20 protein-coding genes and 2 pseudogenes are annotated in these 19,242 nt (G+C 51.8%); 7 read left to right on the top strand and 15 right to left on the bottom strand.

What is annotated here, in order from left to right:
• The 5 genes from J4G02_15310 to J4G02_15290 form a co-directional block, all read right to left on the bottom strand.
• Window positions 1-914, bottom strand: a 914-nt coding sequence (locus J4G02_15310) for a pyridoxal-phosphate dependent enzyme (protein MCE2395934.1), incomplete at its 3' end; no start/stop codon positions are given.
• A complete protein-coding gene (locus tag J4G02_15305) occupies window positions 911-1,306 on the bottom strand; it encodes a hypothetical protein (protein MCE2395933.1) in 396 nt (131 codons plus the stop codon). The genes J4G02_15305 and J4G02_15310, both read right to left, overlap by 4 nt.
• A gap of 20 nt (window positions 1,307-1,326) precedes the next feature.
• Window positions 1,327-1,782: a hypothetical protein gene (locus J4G02_15300; GenBank protein ID MCE2395932.1), complete on the bottom strand. Its 456-nt coding sequence runs from the start codon at window positions 1,780-1,782 to the stop codon at window positions 1,327-1,329.
• Window positions 1,779-2,309 carry a Gfo/Idh/MocA family oxidoreductase gene (locus J4G02_15295; protein MCE2395931.1) on the bottom strand — a complete coding sequence of 177 codons (531 nt, stop codon included), beginning with the start codon at window positions 2,307-2,309 and terminating at the stop codon, window positions 1,779-1,781. The genes J4G02_15300 and J4G02_15295 overlap by 4 nt, the downstream gene beginning before the upstream one ends.
• A 53-nt stretch (window positions 2,310-2,362) precedes the next feature.
• The gene (locus J4G02_15290) at window positions 2,363-3,268 is read right to left on the bottom strand and encodes a Gfo/Idh/MocA family oxidoreductase (protein MCE2395930.1); all 906 of its coding nucleotides are present in this window, start codon (window positions 3,266-3,268) and stop codon (window positions 2,363-2,365) included.
• 260 nt (window positions 3,269-3,528) lie between these two features.
• Here J4G02_15290 and fdhD point away from each other — a divergent pair, with 260 nt between their 5' ends.
• The 4 genes and pseudogenes from fdhD to J4G02_15270 all read left to right on the top strand — a co-directional run bounded on the left by fdhD (window position 3,529) and on the right by J4G02_15270 (window position 6,540).
• Entirely contained in the window at window positions 3,529-4,344 is an 816-nt protein-coding gene (gene fdhD, locus J4G02_15285) for a formate dehydrogenase accessory sulfurtransferase FdhD (protein MCE2395929.1), read from the top strand.
• 85 nt (window positions 4,345-4,429) lie between these two features.
• Complete coding sequence (locus J4G02_15280; protein MCE2395928.1) at window positions 4,430-4,609, top strand: hypothetical protein; 180 nt, start codon at window positions 4,430-4,432, stop codon at window positions 4,607-4,609.
• A 91-nt stretch (window positions 4,610-4,700) separates the two neighbouring features.
• Window positions 4,701-5,539 (top strand): annotated as a pseudogene (locus J4G02_15275) (hypothetical protein).
• Window positions 5,540-5,598: 59 nt separating this feature from the next.
• Entirely contained in the window at window positions 5,599-6,540 is a 942-nt protein-coding gene (locus J4G02_15270; protein ID MCE2395927.1) for a D-2-hydroxyacid dehydrogenase, read from the top strand.
• Window positions 6,541-6,575: 35 nt separating this feature from the next.
• Here J4G02_15270 and J4G02_15265 read toward each other — a convergent pair whose 3' ends face one another.
• The 9 genes and pseudogenes from J4G02_15265 to J4G02_15225 all read right to left on the bottom strand — a co-directional run bounded on the left by J4G02_15265 (window position 6,576) and on the right by J4G02_15225 (window position 16,935).
• Window positions 6,576-7,367, bottom strand: coding sequence for a phytanoyl-CoA dioxygenase family protein (locus J4G02_15265; GenBank protein ID MCE2395926.1), 792 nt, complete (start codon window positions 7,365-7,367; stop codon window positions 6,576-6,578).
• Window positions 7,368-7,531: 164 nt separating this feature from the next.
• Window positions 7,532-9,052: a hypothetical protein gene (locus J4G02_15260; GenBank protein ID MCE2395925.1), complete on the bottom strand. Its 1,521-nt coding sequence runs from the start codon at window positions 9,050-9,052 to the stop codon at window positions 7,532-7,534.
• Between the two features lie 35 nt (window positions 9,053-9,087).
• Complete coding sequence (locus J4G02_15255; GenBank protein ID MCE2395924.1) at window positions 9,088-11,139, bottom strand: hypothetical protein; 2,052 nt, start codon at window positions 11,137-11,139, stop codon at window positions 9,088-9,090.
• 196 nt (window positions 11,140-11,335) lie between these two features.
• The gene (locus tag J4G02_15250) at window positions 11,336-12,247 is read right to left on the bottom strand and encodes a phytanoyl-CoA dioxygenase family protein (protein MCE2395923.1); all 912 of its coding nucleotides are present in this window, start codon (window positions 12,245-12,247) and stop codon (window positions 11,336-11,338) included.
• A 36-nt stretch (window positions 12,248-12,283) separates the two neighbouring features.
• Entirely contained in the window at window positions 12,284-12,673 is a 390-nt protein-coding gene (locus J4G02_15245) for a thiamine pyrophosphate-binding protein (GenBank protein MCE2395922.1), read from the bottom strand.
• A complete protein-coding gene (locus J4G02_15240; GenBank protein MCE2395921.1) occupies window positions 12,577-13,899 on the bottom strand; it encodes a thiamine pyrophosphate-binding protein in 1,323 nt (440 codons plus the stop codon). Before J4G02_15240 ends, J4G02_15245 begins: the two co-directional genes overlap by 97 nt.
• A gap of 27 nt (window positions 13,900-13,926) precedes the next feature.
• Window positions 13,927-14,690: pseudogene (locus tag J4G02_15235) on the bottom strand (SDR family oxidoreductase).
• Between the two features lie 698 nt (window positions 14,691-15,388).
• Complete coding sequence (locus J4G02_15230; GenBank protein MCE2395920.1) at window positions 15,389-15,766, bottom strand: Rieske (2Fe-2S) protein; 378 nt, start codon at window positions 15,764-15,766, stop codon at window positions 15,389-15,391.
• Between the two features lie 2 nt (window positions 15,767-15,768).
• The gene (locus tag J4G02_15225; protein MCE2395919.1) at window positions 15,769-16,935 is read right to left on the bottom strand and encodes an amidohydrolase family protein; all 1,167 of its coding nucleotides are present in this window, start codon (window positions 16,933-16,935) and stop codon (window positions 15,769-15,771) included.
• 278 nt (window positions 16,936-17,213) lie between these two features.
• Here J4G02_15225 and J4G02_15220 point away from each other — a divergent pair, with 278 nt between their 5' ends.
• The 3 genes from J4G02_15220 to J4G02_15210 are packed head-to-tail and all read left to right on the top strand — an operon-like array spanning window position 17,214 to window position 18,142.
• Window positions 17,214-17,414 carry a hypothetical protein gene (locus J4G02_15220; GenBank protein MCE2395918.1) on the top strand — a complete coding sequence of 67 codons (201 nt, stop codon included), beginning with the start codon at window positions 17,214-17,216 and terminating at the stop codon, window positions 17,412-17,414.
• A 32-nt stretch (window positions 17,415-17,446) separates the two neighbouring features.
• The gene (locus tag J4G02_15215) at window positions 17,447-17,809 is read left to right on the top strand and encodes a hypothetical protein (GenBank protein ID MCE2395917.1); all 363 of its coding nucleotides are present in this window, start codon (window positions 17,447-17,449) and stop codon (window positions 17,807-17,809) included.
• Window positions 17,810-17,812: 3 nt separating this feature from the next.
• Window positions 17,813-18,142 (top strand): HNH endonuclease, encoded by a 330-nt coding sequence (locus tag J4G02_15210; protein ID MCE2395916.1) that lies wholly within the window; start codon window positions 17,813-17,815, stop codon window positions 18,140-18,142.
• Window positions 18,143-18,636: 494 nt separating this feature from the next.
• Here J4G02_15210 and pabA read toward each other — a convergent pair whose 3' ends face one another.
• Window positions 18,637-19,200 (bottom strand): aminodeoxychorismate/anthranilate synthase component II, encoded by a 564-nt coding sequence (gene pabA / locus J4G02_15205; protein MCE2395915.1) that lies wholly within the window; start codon window positions 19,198-19,200, stop codon window positions 18,637-18,639.
• Window positions 19,201-19,242: the final 42 nt, after the last annotated feature.

The following is a 19,242-nucleotide window of genomic DNA, read 5'->3' as shown; positions in this document are numbered from 1 at the left end:
CCTGAGAACGCCTTGCTTGTGTACGAGGGGTCGAGGAAGATTCCTTCAGTCTGCGCCATCAGTTTCAGGGCATCAACACATTCGGGTGTGAGGATACCGTAATCTTCCCCGACGTAATCGTCGGAGTTACGTACATCGTCATCGTTGATAACGAGATCAAGCCCCAAAATTGCTGCTGCATCGTTTGCAGCGTTTCGGATGCGCTCTGTTCGATCAGGCCAACTAATTGGTGCAATCCCAAAGGGTTTCAATTTCATGTCCAGTGCCTTGGTTCCGAGAATCAATCCTCCCTGCGTTCCGCCCGCCGAAGCCGCGTAAATCCAATCGGCATCAATCCCCATCGCTTCTTGTTGTTCGTGGATTTCGGCGATGCACCACGAAAAGGCAACGGCGGCGAGAGCTGTTGATCTGGGGGCAGCAAGGACATGGGGTTTTAGCCCCTTTTCCTTCAATTCTTCGGCGAGAGCATATTTAACAGCGTCAAGTTCGGTGCCCATAGATGCGTCAACAAATTCAACGTCCGCACCAGCCAAATCGTCCAGCAGTACATTCCCCTGCCTCACGCTTTTGTTATCCCGAGAGAGCCGAAGGTAACACTTCAACCCCAACTTTGCCGAAGCGGCGGCAGCTTGCCGGCAATGGTTTGATTGCGAGGCAGCACCTTGAATGATTGTGTCCGCTCCCTGATTTACTCCATCACCGATTGTAAAGGTTAATTGGCGCACCTTGTTCCCGCCGAACGCAAGCCCTGAACAGTCCTCACGTTTGATGAAGATGCGGGGACCGCCCAACGCCTGTGATAAGCGCGGACACTCTTCCAAAGGTGTTGGAAAATGTCCGATATCGACCTGTGGGAGTTGTTGTATTTTTTCGCAAAGTTGTTCTCTGGTGACTATAGCGTTTGATGAACTCATGAATTCTCCTTTTCAGGCAGCAATTCTTTCAATAAATTGGTCAGCTCTTCATTTTCTGATGTTAGTTCAAATACACGTTTTATTTTATCTTTGCGGTCGGCCTCGGACATTCCACTATCTGGCTCCCAGATGACCTCCAATTGCCTAGGGTTGAGACGATCGTAGTTAACTTTGACAATGGTGAGAGGGTAATTATCCGGCACCAATATAATCCAGTCGACGGTCTCGCCTCGATCTGAATATTGACGATCTGTTGTCAGCCGTCGATCTTGATGGGGTACCTCCCGCTTAATCCACTGTTTGCGCCCAAACGAATCCGTTTCATAATATCCCACTTCCAGCCAACTGCGCCCTGCACCGTTGGGTTTGGTTGTAACGTTAATCTGTGGCACGGTTATTTCCCCTTTCCCGTTCAGTCTCTTTTGATTTGAACTGAGGCACTCTGTCCATGGCTGTCGGCAATCGCTTGACAGATCCGCATCACTTCGCAAGCATCGTCAAGGCTTGCCCGAGGTTGTCTGCCAGCGAGGATGGACTGGGCAAAATGCTCCATCTGTTCGAGGTAACCGTGGCGTCCGTAGCCACGGTAGTGGGTTCCTTGATTCCATTCCAGGGTCGGGAAATCCCGATAACCGCCGACACCTCGCCACGCATCTGGCTTCAGATACTGTACCCGCTGCATGTTGTGCACATTGACTGCATGTCCACCATCGCCAGTAACCATGACCGCCGTCTCTAGTGCTGGTGCACCCGCAACCATGTTCAGCGTGCCCACTGCACCGTTGTCAAACTGTAGAGAGACAGCAAACGCCATTCTACCACCTTCACCGAAATGTTCAAAAGCGCGGAGTCTTGTCACATCACTCATAAGATATCGCATGCAATCCACAACTCTAGTGTTTCATGGGCCCCTCTCGGACTCGGTGCTAGGTAACGTCCCTCAAATAGGATGGGCTCTCCAAATTCTGCCTGCGTGATAATTCGTCTTGCCATCCGGTGTGCGGGTGCATGGCGCCACATCGTTGCGACCATACCGAATTTTCCCGTTCTCGCCGAGGTTTCGGAGAGGCGTTCAGCATCTTCCACATTGATTGCAGGTGGCTTTTCAATGAAAACGTGTTTTCCTAGTTCCATACAAGCGATCGCCATATCAGTGTGCATGGTCTTAGGGTGTCCAACAATCGCAACGACATCTAGTTCCTCTGTCTCAATCATCGCCCGGTAATCTGTATACCACTGTTTGGCGCCAAAGCGTTTGGCGTTGCTTTCAGCCTTCGCAGCTGATATATCACACGTTGCAACAAAATCAATTTCGGGGACCAACCGAACACATGGTTGCAAATTCCGGGTCGCATGCGACCCACACCCGATAAAACCCAATTTAATCTGTGCCATGACAATCTCACCTATACCTTCAAACGCCTTTTTTCGCCCTCCTTGGAGAGGTCTCATTCCACAGTATATGCCAACGCCATCTTCGCTCCATCGTTTATGGCGGATTTGGCCGCCGCCTCAATGAAGGCAACAATTTCTATGCTCTCGGAGATGTCAATCGGCGGCTTTCCGGTTTCAAACATCTGGACAATCTGCTTGAGAAGCTCACGGTAGATATAACTTGCATTTATTGAAGTTCGCACGATGGATTTTTCACAATATGCTGTGAAACCGTACCCCTGAGTTCCCTTCCGTATGCCGCGCATTGTGCCAATTCGTCCATCTTTCCAACGCCCGGTCACGACATCTGCGTCATCGTTCGAGACCGACCAAACCGCTTCACACCCAGGTCCCATCAGCGCATATAGCATTTCCACGCCGTGGAGTCCGTAATGGAATAACCCCGGATTGCGCGGGTGGAGCGGCGCTGGCGAGCTAACTTCTGCCCCGAGAATCTTTCCCGTTTCTGCCTCTTTGCTCCTGATTTCGACAACCTCTAGACCGTAACGCAACGATGAGGAGGTGAAAATTGGGACATTTTTTGATTGGGTGAGCGCTGCTAAGGCTTTCGCTTCCGATAGGTCACAGGTGAAGGGCTTATCCACAAATGCGGGCAATCCAGCTTCCAAGAACGGTGCTGTACGCTTATAGTGGAAACTACCTTCGACCGACTCAATGAGCACGGCATCGATTTGTCCAATCATCTCCTCCGGTTTCTCCACCAACGGCACACCGTACTCCTGCATCTGTTTTGTATAGCCGGGGATGCGTTCAGGTGATAGTAGCGATTCCCCAGGACAACCGACCACAATTTCTGCCCCTTCAACCCACTGCTCCTCATCTACATCAATGTGGTTGAGTCGTTTTGTAAATTCAACCACGTGGGATGTATCAAAATCAACAATTCCGAGCCGAATCATTTATCCCTCCAAGCCGCGCTATTATTAATTGTTCGGCTAAATGGTATAACTCTTGTAAAGAATTTTCGTGGACAATCACAATACTGAATTTTCGCTGATTTCTCGGTGTTTTGTCAAGGCATTTTTCGCTATACAAGGTGCTACCTCTGTGATACAATGTCAAAAATTGACGAACCTCTTGAAATTATCCGGTGTTGGGGTCTGTTACTCTTATTTTTCCTTGAAATGGTGTGCCTAACCTCTCGGTTTTCCAATTCACTATGAAATCGATATTGACGAAACAGGTCGTCCGCTGGCGTAATTCGCATCCATCCCCGACTGAGGACTCCCTCGTGGTCGAGGAGCCGCTCGAAATTCGGGTGGGTGGACAGAGCCTGATAGTTGTGATGCGAACACCGGGGCATGACTTTGATCTTGCTGCAGGATTTCTTTACACGGAAGGGTTGATAACATCGTCTGATGATATCGGAGCAATTGCCTACTGTGAGGATGAGGATATAGAGGAACCAGACCTGCAAAATATCATAAACGTTCACCTTACGAATGGGCAAGTTCTCGAAGAGCAGGAGGGGTGGCAGCGGAACTTCCACGCGAACGCTAGTTGTGGGTTGTGCGGCAAAATGACTATCGAATCGGTTAAACAGGAGATTCCGCCGATAAAATCGGAGATTCAGATAGATCCAGCTGTTTTGTACCGGCTCAATGATACGCTGCGATCGGCACAATCGGTCTTTGAAGCAACGGGCGGATTGCACGCCGCTGGGTTATTTGATGAACGGGGAAGACTGCAAATTGTACGCGAGGATGTTGGACGACACAATGCAGTGGATAAGGTGATTGGACAGGCACTGTTGGTTGAGCAACTGCCGTTAGATCGGCACATTTTGATGGTGAGTGGGCGAGCCAGTTTCGAGATTATCCAGAAAGCATTATTCGCCCGAATACCAGTGATTGTAGCGGTTTCTGCGGCATCAAGTCTTGCTGTCGAAATGGCGCAAGAGGGTGAAATTACGTTGGTTGGGTTTATGCGTGGCAAAGGCATGACTGTCTATAGTCATCCGGACAGGATTCGGTAAATCGCCGCAGAATGGCAATAACGTTATAATCAAGTCTGGAACGCGCAAAAAACTTAACATATATGGTGAAGGAGGATCATTCCAAATGGAAGCGATTTTAGGCGCGGCTCAATCACTCGTGAATTTGCTATTTGTAGTTATTATATTGGGTACGGCAGGAATCTCGTGGTGGCTATCTGTCAAATATCGTGAACGGTATGCAGAATTTCCGTGGAATAAAGCGGTGATTATTCTCGGAATTGAAGTGTTAGTGGGTGATAAATAACTGGTGGATTGCGATTGTTCTCATCGTTATCATTATTATCGTGCTAAAAAAGCGGAGACGCGATTATTAAAAAAGAAATGGAGTAAATCTCATGGGTAGAGTCAATCGTGCTATCGAGCTTCTTGAGGGAAGGCACACTCTCATTTATGGGGGCAGCGGAGATTTGTCATTCGAGGGCGGCGTTAACGCCTGTCATACGGATAACGATTTCCTCCTGCTCGAACAAGAGCATGTCGCACTGAACATACTGGGTGTGCGGGAATTCATGAGGGGACTGGCAGCGGCAGGACCCACAAAGAGCGGACATCCGACGCCAACCGTGTTGGTAACGCTGCCCGTGCAGGGCACCGACGAACGCGTGATGCGAGCAAACGCTTGGATGGTGACGCACTACCTTGATTGTGGTGTTCACGGTTTCGTACTCTGTCACGCCGAGACGCCGGGGGCGGTAAAGGTACTGATCGAATCCATGCGGTTTCCCTTTAATGATATTGGTGTAGGGGACGGGCTGGATGAGGGACGGCGAGGCAGCGGTGGCGGTCCGGGGCATATCTGGGGAATGGATCACTCGGAGTACCTGCGAAAAGCGGATGTCTGGCCCCTGAATCCGGAGGGCGAACTAATCGTGGGGCTGAAAATCGAGAACCGCCGTGCCCTTGAGAATTGTGAAGCGACCTGTAAAGTGCCGGGGCTCACCTACGTCGAGTGGGGTCCCGGTGACATGGGGTATTCGTTCGGTGACCCGGACGCGCATGATCCACCGTATAGCCCTGAGATGGCTGGGGCGCGAGCGCGAGTGAATGCTGCCCTGATTCGATTAATGTTGATAACTACAAGGAGCAGATCGACAACGACATCTTGATCTGCGGGGGCGGTCCCGAAATCGCAGCACTATGCCGGGAGTACACCAAGCGAACCATGCCGGCATAGCGTCCTTTCGCGAATGATCGCTGGCTGAACCTAACGAGGAAGGAATTTAATCTGAGTTTATGGCGACCAAAATACTGACAATGAACATGGACGATGCGTCCGCCGAACGGATCCGTGCTGTTTCCGATCAGGTTGAGCTCATAGTGGCCGGCTCTGAAGATAAATTTGAGGCAGAACTCCCCAGCGCAGACATCCTGATTGGTGATGTGCGACCAAAATATTTCCCAAAAGCGAAGCGGGTGCGTTGGATGGCGTACTATTCCGCAGGGATTGACTTCCTGATGAGCCCGGAGATTGAAAAGAGTGACGTTATTGTCACGACCGCGAAGGGCTTTGTCGGGATACACTTAGCAGAGCACGCATTCGCGCTTATTTTGGGTCTCACGCGGGATATCGCGCTGGTAACTCGCAACGCCAGTTGGAGCAACAACCGCTTGATGGCGCGGGAACTAATCGATAGTACCATGGGGATAATCGGACTAGGTGGTGCCGGGCGTGAGACAGCAAAACGTGCACACGCTTTTGGTATGCGGGTGCTTGCCGTAGATCCGATGCCTGCGACGGTTCCCGACTATGTGGAAGCGTGCTGGGACTTAGACCGTTTCCATGATCTGCTTGAGGTTGCCGACGTTGTTGTGATCTGCGCGCCGCTCACGCCGGAGACGGAGGAGATGTTCAATCAGGAGGCGTTTCGCCATATGCAGTCCCACGCGTTATTAATCAATGTCAGTCGTGGTAGGATTGTCAACGAAGCAGCACTGATGGAGGCGCTGGAACAGGGGCTTATCGCCGGTGCCGGTTTGGATGTGCTGCCGGTGGAACCGGTGGCGGATGATCATCCCTTGTGGAGGATGGAGAATGTGATTATTACCCCCCATATGGCCGGCAACTCGCCGATGCGGGGTCCTCGGTGGCTGGACACATTCTGTGAGAATCTGAAACGATTCATGATGGGGGAGGACGATCTGCTCAGCCGTTTCGACCAGACCAAAGGATACTGATACAATGACTCAGGGACTCACGCCGCAACGTGGATTCATCTTTTGGGTTGTGAAAGTGCTAACAGGCAGTTATCGTCCAACGGCTCAATCGGCGTGAAATCGCGGTGGGCAATCCACTCCGGGCGCTTGAATTGACGGATGTGGTTATCCACATGACAGAGACTCAGATATGCGATCACCCGGTCCCACGGACTGATGTTGGGCGCTGAGGCGTGCACCATATTTGAGTGGAACATCAGCACGGTGCCCGGCCCGCCCTTGGGTGCGACAATCCCACCCTCGTTTGCCAGATGGCGGATCCTGTCCTTGTCGAGCGTCCACAGCGGATAGGAGGTCGTCAATGTGTCATGCCCCGCTTCTATTACCCCCTGCTTGTGGCTACGCGGAATCAGGTAGAGAGGACCGTTGAATTCGGTCACCTCATCAAGGAACACTGCAATATTCATCGCCCGTGGTTGTGGCATCTGGTCATCGCGGGACCATGTGCCGTAGTCTTGGTGCCACTGCCAGACATCGCCGTTGAAAGCGGCTTTCCCATTAATTTTGTACTGGTGCATGTACACCGGTCCGTCAAGGAGCTGCATGACTGGCTCGATTAAGCGGGGATGCTGTCCCAAGCGGTTAAACGCCTCGTTGTAGGTATGTGCAGCGAAGGCAGTACGAACCGCTTCCCCGTCCTTTTCACGCCAGACCTCCTCGCGTCGCATGGCAAAAATCTTCGGGAGCTCATTTTTGAGGACATCGATTTCTGCTTGGCTGAACCAGTTTTTCAGGAGCAACCAGCCTTCGGTATCGAAATGAGCCAATTGGTCCTTTGTCAATTTCATGGTGCGCTACTCCCTCATCCGTTTGAATCTTTGACTCTTGTCTGACGGTATTTCTATACACATAGCGCCCCTCTGGGGCTTTGTAGATCGGGCAGGATGCCCGACCTACGGGTATATATGATGTTGGCTTTTATCACGCCGCACGTAACCAACAACTTGTTATATTACTTGAATTGGAACGAGTAGAGTTTGGCGTTCTTGAAGTAGAAACGTAGCTTTATCGGCTTGCCAGCTAGCGCACTCACGTCGGAATTGCCGTTCCACGATACGGGGTGGGCAGTGCTACCCACCGTGATTGAATCTGCGTCGTTGAAGCTGAATCCGGGCAACTTCTTATGGTTTGCCCTTAAAATCTCTACCTTTACTTCGCCGGGACTTGGACCTGCAGCGATCGGTGCCATGCTTGTGTTCAGATACAAGCGCGATCCGGAGAACCCGAATGGTCGAGTCGTCATCTGACCGAAGGATTCAGGTTCATCGAAGATTTGCCGCTCGCCATAGATGTGTCGCAGCTCCTCCTCAGACCTATCCTTGACCACCCAGCCCTTCCCACTGTCGAGAGATACGAACCCATCCAGACGTGAGACTGCCAGCCCAATACCCTCCGCGGACTTGTCACCTAACTCTAGGGCAATTTCAGGGGATCGGCTGTTCGTGCCGATGTAATAGGTGAAGATGTTATCCCCGTGAACAATCATGGTTTCAGCGTAGACGCTGCTGGAGTCGAAGTCCGCTCGCGCACCGCCGCGCGGGATGAAAGGCTCTCGGTAGTTCCGCTGAAAGTGAAATCCATCTCGACTGAAGACAATCTCCGGATGATGGGTCACATTGGTGGTGCGGAAGATCCATAACAACCCAACGTAGATACCCTCGTAGGCGATGACCGGCAGGCTGTAGAACTCGGTGTCGGGGTAGTCGTCTTTGTCCGGCACAAGGATAATCTCCGGCTCGCTCCAGTGAATCATGTCTGGGCTTTCTGCCCTGCCGATAAGCCGTTTGCCGTAAGGACCTCGCCAGTGGTGGCTTGCTTCCATCGTGACGTAGTAAGTTTCGCGTATCGGATCCCAACCTTGGAAACGACCTGCCCAACGTCCTAACTCCTGTCCGGTATCTATGACCGGGTTGTCTTCATAGGGAGTCCAGTTGATCCCCTCCGGGGAATAGAAGAGATTGTATTGCATCCCCCGTTTCTGTGTGTCGCCGATCATGATTAACGCCTTGAACCGTTTGGCGGGATCTTGCTCGCGTAGGTCTTGGAATGCCGGCACTGGGGGTAGACCCTCCTTTGTGGGAAGGATGTTATTGTCCGTCGAGCCGTCGAATTGGACGAGTCCTAGCGATGGTCGTTCCCAGTGAATCCCGTCTTCAGAGGTTGCCAGGCACATCACACTCCCTTGAGTGTCCAAGACAAGCCCCGCGGCGCCACCCGGAACCGGCTTGCCATTTTCCAAATGGACAGTGATAGTTGCGGAGGAATACCACATCTTGAAGATCTGGTCGGTTGGGTCAAAAATCACCTTATTGGGCCGCATGAAGTTGCCTTCCCACGGCCGTTCCGGTCGGATGACAGGGTTGTCGTCCACCTTTACCGCAGGGTTTAGTCCCTGTTTTGCGTTGACCAAGCTCTCGATCAGGTAATCATCGAAGAAAAGCTGCTTGGTTGATCCAATGTTGAGCATCGGCATGATTATTCTCCTTTATCAATTCCGGCAATCGATATCTACTGGACAGAATGAATCGTGACCGTCACACCTTGTTCTGGGCGTTCCAAGTTACCACTGTCGTCGACAGCTCGGCTTAGGATGGTGACGGTTCCCGGTTCTGTCGGTAGCCATTCATAGCTCCAGGTTTCGCAACCATTTGCCGGATGCCAACTGAGGCCGTTATCTACTGATACCTCGACCCCGGCGACTTGACCGTCAGCATCTTGAGCGGTACCACTGATTATCAAGGTTTCCAGAGGCAGCGTTGCGCCATCGGCTGGCACAAGTACCGTTGAGGTTGGAGGTTGCACATCGGTGGACGCGCTCGCTGGTATCAGGTTATCTTGTAGCGTCTGGGGCTGCACACCCATGTCGGCAAACAGATTGATGGTCGCTTGTTGGATATTTCTATCGGGACCGTTCAGATCTACACCCACTCGGGTGGAGCTAGAGTTTGCACGCTCCGGCGGTATACCCGTCTCGGTATCGTGGTGCGTATCTAAGCCCCAAGACCACTGCACCGTGCCCGCACCGAAGACCAACGCGCCGCGGGGACTTCCGGAGTCGTCTACCTTATTTGCAGACTGTTTGGGTGTCTCGTGACGATAGAGCGTTAGGTGGTGCGTCGCGGTGCCTGAATCATACACCGAGCCGTTGTCCTGAATGTAGGGAACGTTGTCGATGGTCGTCTCCGATAGGTGAAACAGACCGGGTGGCCGAAAGCCGTTGTCTATATCTTCATCCCACTCATGACCGAGCAGCCCCTTTGGTAAAATGGCACTTTCCCCCGGCTTGAGTTTGGCGATTTCTGTGTTGCGCCAGAACCGTAGGTTGGCGTATTTGGCTGGTACAATGAGAGGGTCATTGCGCCATGCGTTCACCGTGAAGATGGTGCCGGTTAGGGCGTTTTCCGGCTGTGGTCCTTCCGGATTGAACGGTCGTGGGTCACGCCATGTCCCGGTCCACACATCAGGGACAGGATCAATTTTGGCGTTGTCGTGTGTTTCCTTGTAGGTAACCAGCGTCCGATGTGGAACGTCCTCGTCGTCGATGGAAGGCTCCCATCGGGTTTTCCAAAATACTTCGTTACCGCTGAAAAAGGCGAGATTAACCCCTACATCGCGCCCTGCCTCGACATGCCGCCTTTGCTCAAGAGACCAGTATTCGTCGTGACCGACCGACAGAAACAGGCGATGCTTGCGAATCTCCTCACCACGTCGATCGCTATCGACACCGGTGAAGTAGGCGACGTCGTAGCCGTTAGCCTCAAGCCAGCGGACACAGGGATACTCGGCGTTGAAAACCATGTTGACTGCCCGGTAATCACGCGTCTTGAGCGGACGGTTGTAGCTCACTTTGTAGGCGCGGGGAGGAATGCCGATTGAACGTGGGAAACCTGGGTTAACCCGGCCATAGGTGCAGTAGCCACCGTAGGGGTTGTAGGCTTGCCAAGTGGTATCGGAAGTTTGGAAGAGAATGTCAGAGTGACTGTCGTCGTTCCGCACGACGAAGTAGATGTGGCTTGCTCGCGGTTCACGCAGCGCATTGGCAAGCCGTCCATATCCCAACGCGCCGTAGGCGTGTGGCGAAGCAAGCGGTGCCTCTGCTGGGCCTTCTGGACTGTTGTCCGCCCGCCAACCTGTGGGATCTGAGTCTTGTCGTACCAAACGCGCAAAATAGATTCCCGACGTTGCGTCTGAAGGTGCTTGCCAAGACGCTGAGACTGTCCAGTTGCCACAATCGTAGAGGTGGGTGGCTTCGTCTCTTAGACCTTCCGGCTGATGCTGGGGCAGTTTGACCGATGGCTTGATGGTGTCAACGCGACGCGCACCCATCCCACCGTAGTACCCCATTCGATAGATGTCTATCCGATAGTCGGTCGAGTCGGTTTTGATCTTGAAGAAGATCGTCTCACCGCGATTGATGCTGATGTCATGACCGAAGCCTTGGATGGTTGGATCGCCCCAACCGTTGATGTCCCATTCGGTTGGTGGATCTCCCGGCAGGCGGTTTTCTCGGACGATGTCGTTGGTGGTTTGGGCATGGTGATCCATCGGTTCGAGACTCATATTTTTGCCTTTTGCTTTGGCTCATGTCAAAAAAAGTGTAAAACGGATAAAGCGTAATACGTGAAGGAGCAGTGGGCACTATTTCATTGGCTTGACCCGTCTAGGGAGCCTGACCTACGGGGCTCAAAAAAAGACAGCAGCCTCTATTTTTACCCATCTGTGCTGCGTATCGATTCGCAATCGCAGGTAAGTGCTTTTATTGTTCCTGTGCTTCCGCCCAAGCCTTCAATGGGACATCGTCAGAATTTTTTGTAATCCAGTATTGAGAGTGAGGCTGAAATTCAGGAGAAGCGCCTAACGGATTGTCCTCCGACGCCAATGCACCGAGTAATTGCTGCCGTATCGGTGAGCTTTTGGCGATTAACTCCGGTGATTGCTGAATGTAATCCGCCGGACGGAGCCACCGGTAATGGTAGCCGACGTGCATAATCTTGCGCGTTTTGTCCGACAAATTCGGTCCGACACAGTGCCAAGTCGCTGTACGCCACACGACCGAGGCCCCCGGTTTCAACTTGAGTTCAACTGCCTCGGAGAGATCAAGTTTACCTCGCGCTTCGCGCCATTCTTGCAGGGGGCGCATGTGGCTACCCGGCATCAACCAGAGATTGCCGGAATTGGATTCACTCAAATCAGAGAAGACATAGAACACCTTGATCTCCATAAAGGGCAACCGCCCGTCCAGCGACGGTCCCTCAAAGAGCTCTTTGCCGGACAGGTCCGGATGCCAGCCGAGGTTGTTATAGCCCGCTTTCTGATCGTCTCCGTCACCGACACCAATAGCACCGGGCTTCAGATCCTTTGGGTAAGGTGGACGGTAGTCGAGATGCGTGGTTCGGATCTGAATGTTCCAGCCGATGGCATCAACGACCAACGGCAGCATTTTAGGGTGATCAATCAGGTCGAGGAACGCTTCGTGCTGGGCTAACGCATTGCGGATGGTGAAGGGGTCATTGGGACCACTACCTTCGGCTTGACGGACTCTAATTTTCACTTCGTCAATGGCTGACAGTAATCGGTCTAGCTCCTCTTGTGTCAAGAAATCTTCGAGGATAATATATCCCTTCTCGTCGAAGTCCTTCTCCTGCTGCGGTGTCATTGCTATTGACATCGGTTTTTCTGTGCTACCTAATAACATTCCCACTTATCACGGTGTCCACGCTCGCGGCGCAATACCTTCGACGTGCGTTTTGACATCGACAACCACTGGTCTCTCCGCAGAGAAAGCCTGATCTAGGGCGCTCGAAAGTTCGCTCGGTTTGTTGACCGTAATACCGAGGCAGCCCATTGATTCGGCAATTTTAGCGAAATCGGCGTCGGGGAACAGCCAGAGTTCGTCGGAGCCTTTCGTCCGTCCGCCGTAGACAGATTCGACACCGCCCTGTTCTTGGTTCAGGGAATGGTTGTTGTTGACCAGAATAACCGCGTTAATTTCGGATTTCACCGCGGTCTCCAAATCCCCCAGATGATACCAGATACCGCCGTCGCCGGTGAAGCAGAGTACGGGTCTATCGGGTTGAGCACATTTGGCACCCATCGCCGCAGGCAGCCCCCAAATATCTGGTCGGGATGTTTGAGATCGAGCATTGTGCCGGTCCAGACCCCCGAATGCCCTGTGTCGGAGACCAGAATTGCATCAGATGGCAGAAGGTCGGTCAGTTCTTTGCAGAGCCGTTCCGGGCGCATCGGCACGATCTCCGAGTTTGCCATATCGCTGACGCTCTCTTTCCAGTTTTGAACCAGTTCCTGGACTCGGTTGATCCATTCGGTCCGCGGTTCAGCGGTTTCCGCACCATCAATCATGCGGCGCAGCGAGTTTCTGATATCGCCCTGCATCCCCAACTGAATTGAGTAATTGCGGCCCAGTTCCTCTGGGTTGATATCGAGTTGGATGACCGGCGTTCCTTGCGGCGGGATGCTGTATCCGTTGGTCACCTGCCCTCCGGTATGGCTCCCAATGAAGAACACCAAATCCGCCTCACAGACCGCTTGGTTCGCACAATCTCGCGAGTATGAACCGGGGACGCCGACCGCCAACGGATGGTCGTGGGGGAACATCGCTTTAGCATTGAGAGCAGTGGCAACCGGAATGGAGAGTTTCTCCGCAAGGGCAATCAGTTCGGCACGCGCTCCTGAAGCAGTTACGCCTCCACCGGCAACGATGATGGGACGGTTGGCGTTGGCGAGCAGCTGGAGGGCTTCCCTCACTGTTTCAATCTCTGCCTCCGGTCGGAACGGTGGGAGTTGAGTAAAGGGCTCTTCGATGATGACTTCCAGATCTGCCTCACGTTCCACAACCGCCTGACCGGCGAGACCTTCGAAATCCAGATGTACGGGTCCCGGTGTGCCGGATGTGGCAGAACGGAAGGCTTGACGCAGGTAGATCGGGAGTTGTTCCGGCGCAGCGACAAAGGCGCTATATTTGGTCACCGCCGAAAACGGATTGATATGATCAACTTCCTGATACGCGTGGCGTTGCTGGTTGATTTGACTCTCCCGACCGGTGATAGCGATGACCGGGGAGCAGGCGAGGTAGGCATCTTGTAACCCAGCGGCGAGATTGACCGCACCCACCGACTGCGCCATACAGAGACTAGGTGCGCGTTTGACGCGAGCGTAGGCATCTGCCATATATGCTGCCCCTTTTTCCCCGTGGGTTTGGACGCGTTTGATTCCCAGTTTTTCCATCTCCATCAGCGCTTGGGTAATTCCGTAACCGTGGACGGTATCTGCAATGAATTTACTTCCTGTCATTTGAGGCATACTGTTTTCTCCTATGGGAACGATTTTTTACAGTTTTCTTGGAGTTCCACCATCGATGTTTATGATTTCGCCCGTTATGAACCGGGATTCATCGGCAACAAGGAAAAGCACTAAATTTGCTACATCTTCTGGATAACCCGGACCGTCGAGTATCTGAGACAGATCGAAAATTGGCTTGAAGTAGTGATGTTCTCTGCCACCGGTTGCCCCCGGGGTAAGGATTTGGCCAGGACGCACGCAGTTGACCCGAATATTATGCTGTCCGCCCATACTCGATGTGTACCGAGTAAAAGCCTCAACACCTGCTTTTGCCACATAATATGAGGACGACGGTGTCCCGCCAGTTATATCATACATGTTCTTGCTAAATCCGATGACAGCGGCAATAGATGAATTGTTCACTATAGCACCGCCGCCTGCCTCCACCATGTGGGGCCAGACCGCTCGCGACATGTAGAAGGTGCCGGACAAGTTGACGTTAATTACCCGATCCCAACCTTCATCTCCTTCGTTGGGGAATTGTTGAAGAGGATATTGATTGTACCGTATTTTGAAACAGCTTCTTCGACCGCCGAATCAACAGCACTACTGTCCGAGACATCGCAACGGATGAATGTAGCTTCGCCTCCCTCGCTGTTTATAGCGTCCTGAACTTGAGTTCCCTCCTCTACCCTTCTTGCCATGATGGCGACTTTTGCGCCTTCTTGGGCAAAGAATTGAGCGGTTGTTTTACCGATACCGCTGTTTCCACCTGTGACAATTGCAACTTTACCTTCTAGTCTTCCTGACATGATTTTCTCCTTATGCCGCTGCCTCTCTTAGAATTACACAAGTTGCTAGGGCGTGTTGACATTTTTCAGTAGTTGTATGGAACAACGATCCTCCGTTCCGAGAGTTGTTCCATACGAAAACCCCTACCACGACACAGAACTGAGTCATTCGTAGGGAACGGAGATCTCCGTTCCATCTGTTCTAAACCACCGGGGTAATTGTCGGTTTGCTGTGCTTGTGTAGGTCGAGATTCATATCTCGACACTCAAATGTCGATTTTGGAAAATCGACCTACAATAGGGCAACCACGAGGGTTGCCCCTACAAGGACTCCACCCAATGTAGGGGCAGGTCCCCGATGGGATCGGGATTCAAAGCAACTTGTGCCTGCCCATCGAAGATTCTCGGAGCGGAGATGCATTAATTTCTCAAATGTCAACAGAACCTAGATAACCTACATACCTATCAGAAATAACCAAAACGACGACACACATGTCGCCCCGCTGGGGCTTTGGGATATTCGGTGTGTTCTGCTAGCTATAAACATGCCGCCCCGCTGGGGCTAAAAAACGACGGGTTGGGAAACCCAACCCCTACGGGATTAGCCACGTACGTTAGGATACCACATGTCACACCGCTGGGGCTTTAGTGATCTAAACGTCAGCACGCCCTAGCAACTTAGGTTAGAACAGCGGTTAATTATCAAGTTCTATCTCGCTTTAGTCTTCATATTCGACCACAACATCATTGCCCTTAATCTTAACTGGATAGGTCTTAGCGCGTATCTCTGGATCTACTAGACAACGTCCCGTCGCAATATCGAACGCCCACTGATGCCATGGACAGCGCAGCACCTCGCCTAAGCCATCGACGGAGATTGTGGAACCGGGGGTGGAGGCGGGTGCATCGGTACTAACCCGACCGCTGAGTTCGCCGGTGCAGAGGGGACCATTCTTGTGCGGACAGATGTTGCGGACAGCGTAGAATGATCCGTTGACGTTAAAGACGCCAATGCCAGCCCTGCCCCGGAACGGTACGACGATTTTACGTTCACCCGGTGGGATGTCCGCCACTTTACCGATAACAACGCTTGCCATGGCTAATTTCCTGTGTCTATCCGGAGCATATCGAGTGCATTGCCTGCAAAGATTCGGTGGTGCAGGTCGTCATTGAGCTTGGGGAAGGTCGTCACCGGATCATTCCAGTCGAAGTGCGGGAAGTCTGAGCAGAATATCAGCGTTTCGTCTGCGTGCAGCATCTCCAACATTTGGTACATCTGCTCCGGTTTTTCCGGCTCGTGCATCGGCTGTGAACCGATTCGGATGTGCTCGCGGAAATACTCGCTTGGCAGGCGTTTGAGCCATGGGGTCTGATCACGGATTGCTTTCCAGTCCGTATCCAGATGCCACATCACAGAAACCGCCCAGAGCTGCTGGACTTCGATGAGGGCAAACTTGAAATCTGGGAACTTCTCGAACACGCCCTCACAGATCAATGACGTCGCATGTGCACTCGCGACGGTGGGTCGGCTCATCCGCGATTCCATATAGTAGGTGGGATAGCCAACTGGGGTTGGAGTGGTTCTGGTTGCACCGCCGCCTCCACCGATGTGGGCAACCACCGGCAGTCCGTGCTGCTCGCACGCCTCCCAGATGGGATGGTAGAAGCGATTACCGAAGGGCATACTTGTCCCCATTGGCACCATGACGGCAGCGGTGTCCTTGCGGTTAGCTAACCGATTGATTTCTTCTACCGCTTGGGCGGGGTCGGACGGTGAAACAAGAATGGCGTTGACGATACGCTCGTCGCGGTCAAGCCAATGTTCGATCGTCCAATCGTTGAATGCCCGGCACAGTGCGGCAGCCCAATCTGGATCGGGCAGTCCCGAATATCCGTAAAACACCGGGGGTCCGGTCAGCAGCCCGTAGTCGATATTCCAAGGATCTAGGTGTTCCTCTTGCAGAAATTCCAGCGTGAAATTGAAATCGCGTGGATCGCCGCCGGTATTTTTCTTTACCGGAAGATCTTGGGGCTCCATGCGCCCTTTCAGATCTGTGCGGTTGGTCCGAATTGGGATGTTGGGATACCCACCCAGATGCAAACCTTGGTCTAGCAGATGCTCCTGATTGAATGTTGATAGGTACGGCAATAATTGTTCAGGATTACGAAAGTTGTGATGGACATCGCAATCGACAATTGCGACGCCATTTTTGGGCTTGCCGGTCCAGCCCGGGGCAGTAATCGGTGTGGCTCCGACTTGACTCATACGAATGCCTCCTTACGCTTGAAGTCCGCCTGAAAAATCTGATGATTTTGCTATAAGATACCATAGATGGGGGAGCAGATCAACAGTTTATTTTTAGGGGTGCGGGATATTTAGCTCTTCTGCAGGAGGGATTTCCAAATCCCGACTCAGACGGGGAGAAAACCGAAAACTAAATGAACCTATAGAGTAGGTGCAATATTTGACATCAGTGGTAGACTTCAGGTAAAATAACGGCAACGTTTGCACAATAATTTCACCTCACCGCAGATAAAGAAGATATGGATCCCGAAGAAAAAGCACAACAGCTGGCATGGCTGGAAATAATAAAAAACCATATTGCCACATCGCTACGTATTGAGATGGATGATTTTGAGAACATACCGTTTCAAGCAAAGGGTGGGACATTCAAAATGTATGAAGTGTTTGACGATGCGTTGGATACAATTCTTGAGATGTTGAACGAGGGTTTGGCGGCGTAAACACCTCAATATGTTGGAAGGAGAACACAGCGATGAAACACACAAACCGACAGTGTCGATTAGACACGCTAAAAATCCGTGAAGCAGAGGGAACCCTAACAGAACAGGAGCGGACTGAACTTAATGCTATTTTCGCGGAACTGGATGCTGAGGAAGCAGAGGCATTGAAACCGGCACGAAAAAGGAGTCAACGGTTACAAACCAAAGCGTTTGAAGAAAAGACGGAACTTGAGTCAACCGTCGCTCAGTTACAAGATATCATCAATGAGCAGCAACAACTCTTAGATGATGCTTGTTCATACCTGGCTCAGTTGCGAGCAAAGCGTACATTGCTTGCTGATAAGTATTGGCGTCTCACCGGACAGGAACTCACCTTCACCGTTGAAGGGAAGTGATACATGGATGAGCAACGGCGTGAGCAAGTGCGCAAACGATATGCCTCCCGTTGCGGATATTGTGGCGTTCACGAAGTCGATGTCGGTTCGACATTGACAATTGACCACCATCGCCCACGGCGACATGGCGGTACAGATGATAATGAAAACGTCGTTTATTGCTGCACCCGATGTAACCAACATAAAGGGGCGTATTGGCACGAAGTCCACGCGCCGCACATTCGCTTCACCCGCTTGATGATCCGCTGGACTTGCATCTTCTCGAAGAGCAAAACGGTCAACTCGTTGGACAGACGCCTGAAGGGGTATTTTACATCCATCGGTTGCATTTGAATCGTCCACAACTTATTGAACAGCGTCTCGGTAGACAGGCCGATCAAAGAACACTTAATGAGGTCAATGAACTACGCCAACAGCTACGCGATTTACAGCAACAAATGAGGCGGTTGCATTCATCTTTCCAAGAAACGATGGAGGAAATTGAACGCGAGACTACAATAGACAGCTCTTTCCCCTAGTATTGGATAATATCTTTGGTGTTACCAAACGCTTTAACGCGAACCCGCAAAAAACGTTAATAACACTGTGCCTTATTAACTGTGCCTTATTAGCGGAAACTTAGCAAAAGGCTAAAAACGTGAAACGTGAAAATAATTTGCTCATTGGTGTCCAACCTACGGGGCTCATACAAAAAAGTGTAAGACACCTAGAGAAACCGAGTTTTTCCGAAAAAACTCGGTTTCTCTAAGCTACCCGTATTTTCTCTTGACATGAACAGAAGATTTACTCAGCAACCCCAAATAGAGGACAGTGGTGATTAGTATCCTCTACCCCTCTAGGAAATTCTTCAACAGTTTTTTCCCCTCGCTGGTCAAGATCGATTCTGGGTGGAACTGTACCCCCCAGATCGGATAGTCCTTGTGCCGAAATCCCATAATTTCGTCCTGGTTTGTCCACGCGGTGAGTTCAAGGCAATCGGGCAGCGTCTCCTTTTTCACAATGAGGGAATGGTAACGTGTCGCCTCAAACGGGTTTTCGAGGTTGTCGAAAATCTGTTCGTCATTGTGGTGAATCATTGACGTTTTGCCGTGCATCAATCGTTCGGCGCGGACGACATCACCGCCAAACACATCACCGATACACTGATGCCCCAAGCAAACGCCGAGAAGGGGTACACGCCCAGCAAATTGACGGATCAGATCGCAGGAGATCCCCGCTTCCCGCGGTGTGCAGGGACCCGGCGATATGACAATCTTCTCAGGTGCGAGATCTTCGATTTGGTCAAGTGTGATTTTGTCGTTGCGATGGACAACGAGGTTCGCTCCCAACTCACCGAGATATTGCACGAGGTTGTAGGTGAATGAGTCGTAATTGTCAATCATAAGTATCATGGGTTCTTCTCCTAACCGTTTCCGTAGGTCCTTATCTCGGAT

Source organism: Candidatus Poribacteria bacterium (assembly GCA_021295755.1).
Classification (GTDB): domain Bacteria; phylum Poribacteria; class WGA-4E; order WGA-4E; family PCPOR2b; genus PCPOR2b.
This window is presented reverse-complemented; position numbering and strand designations above follow the sequence as displayed.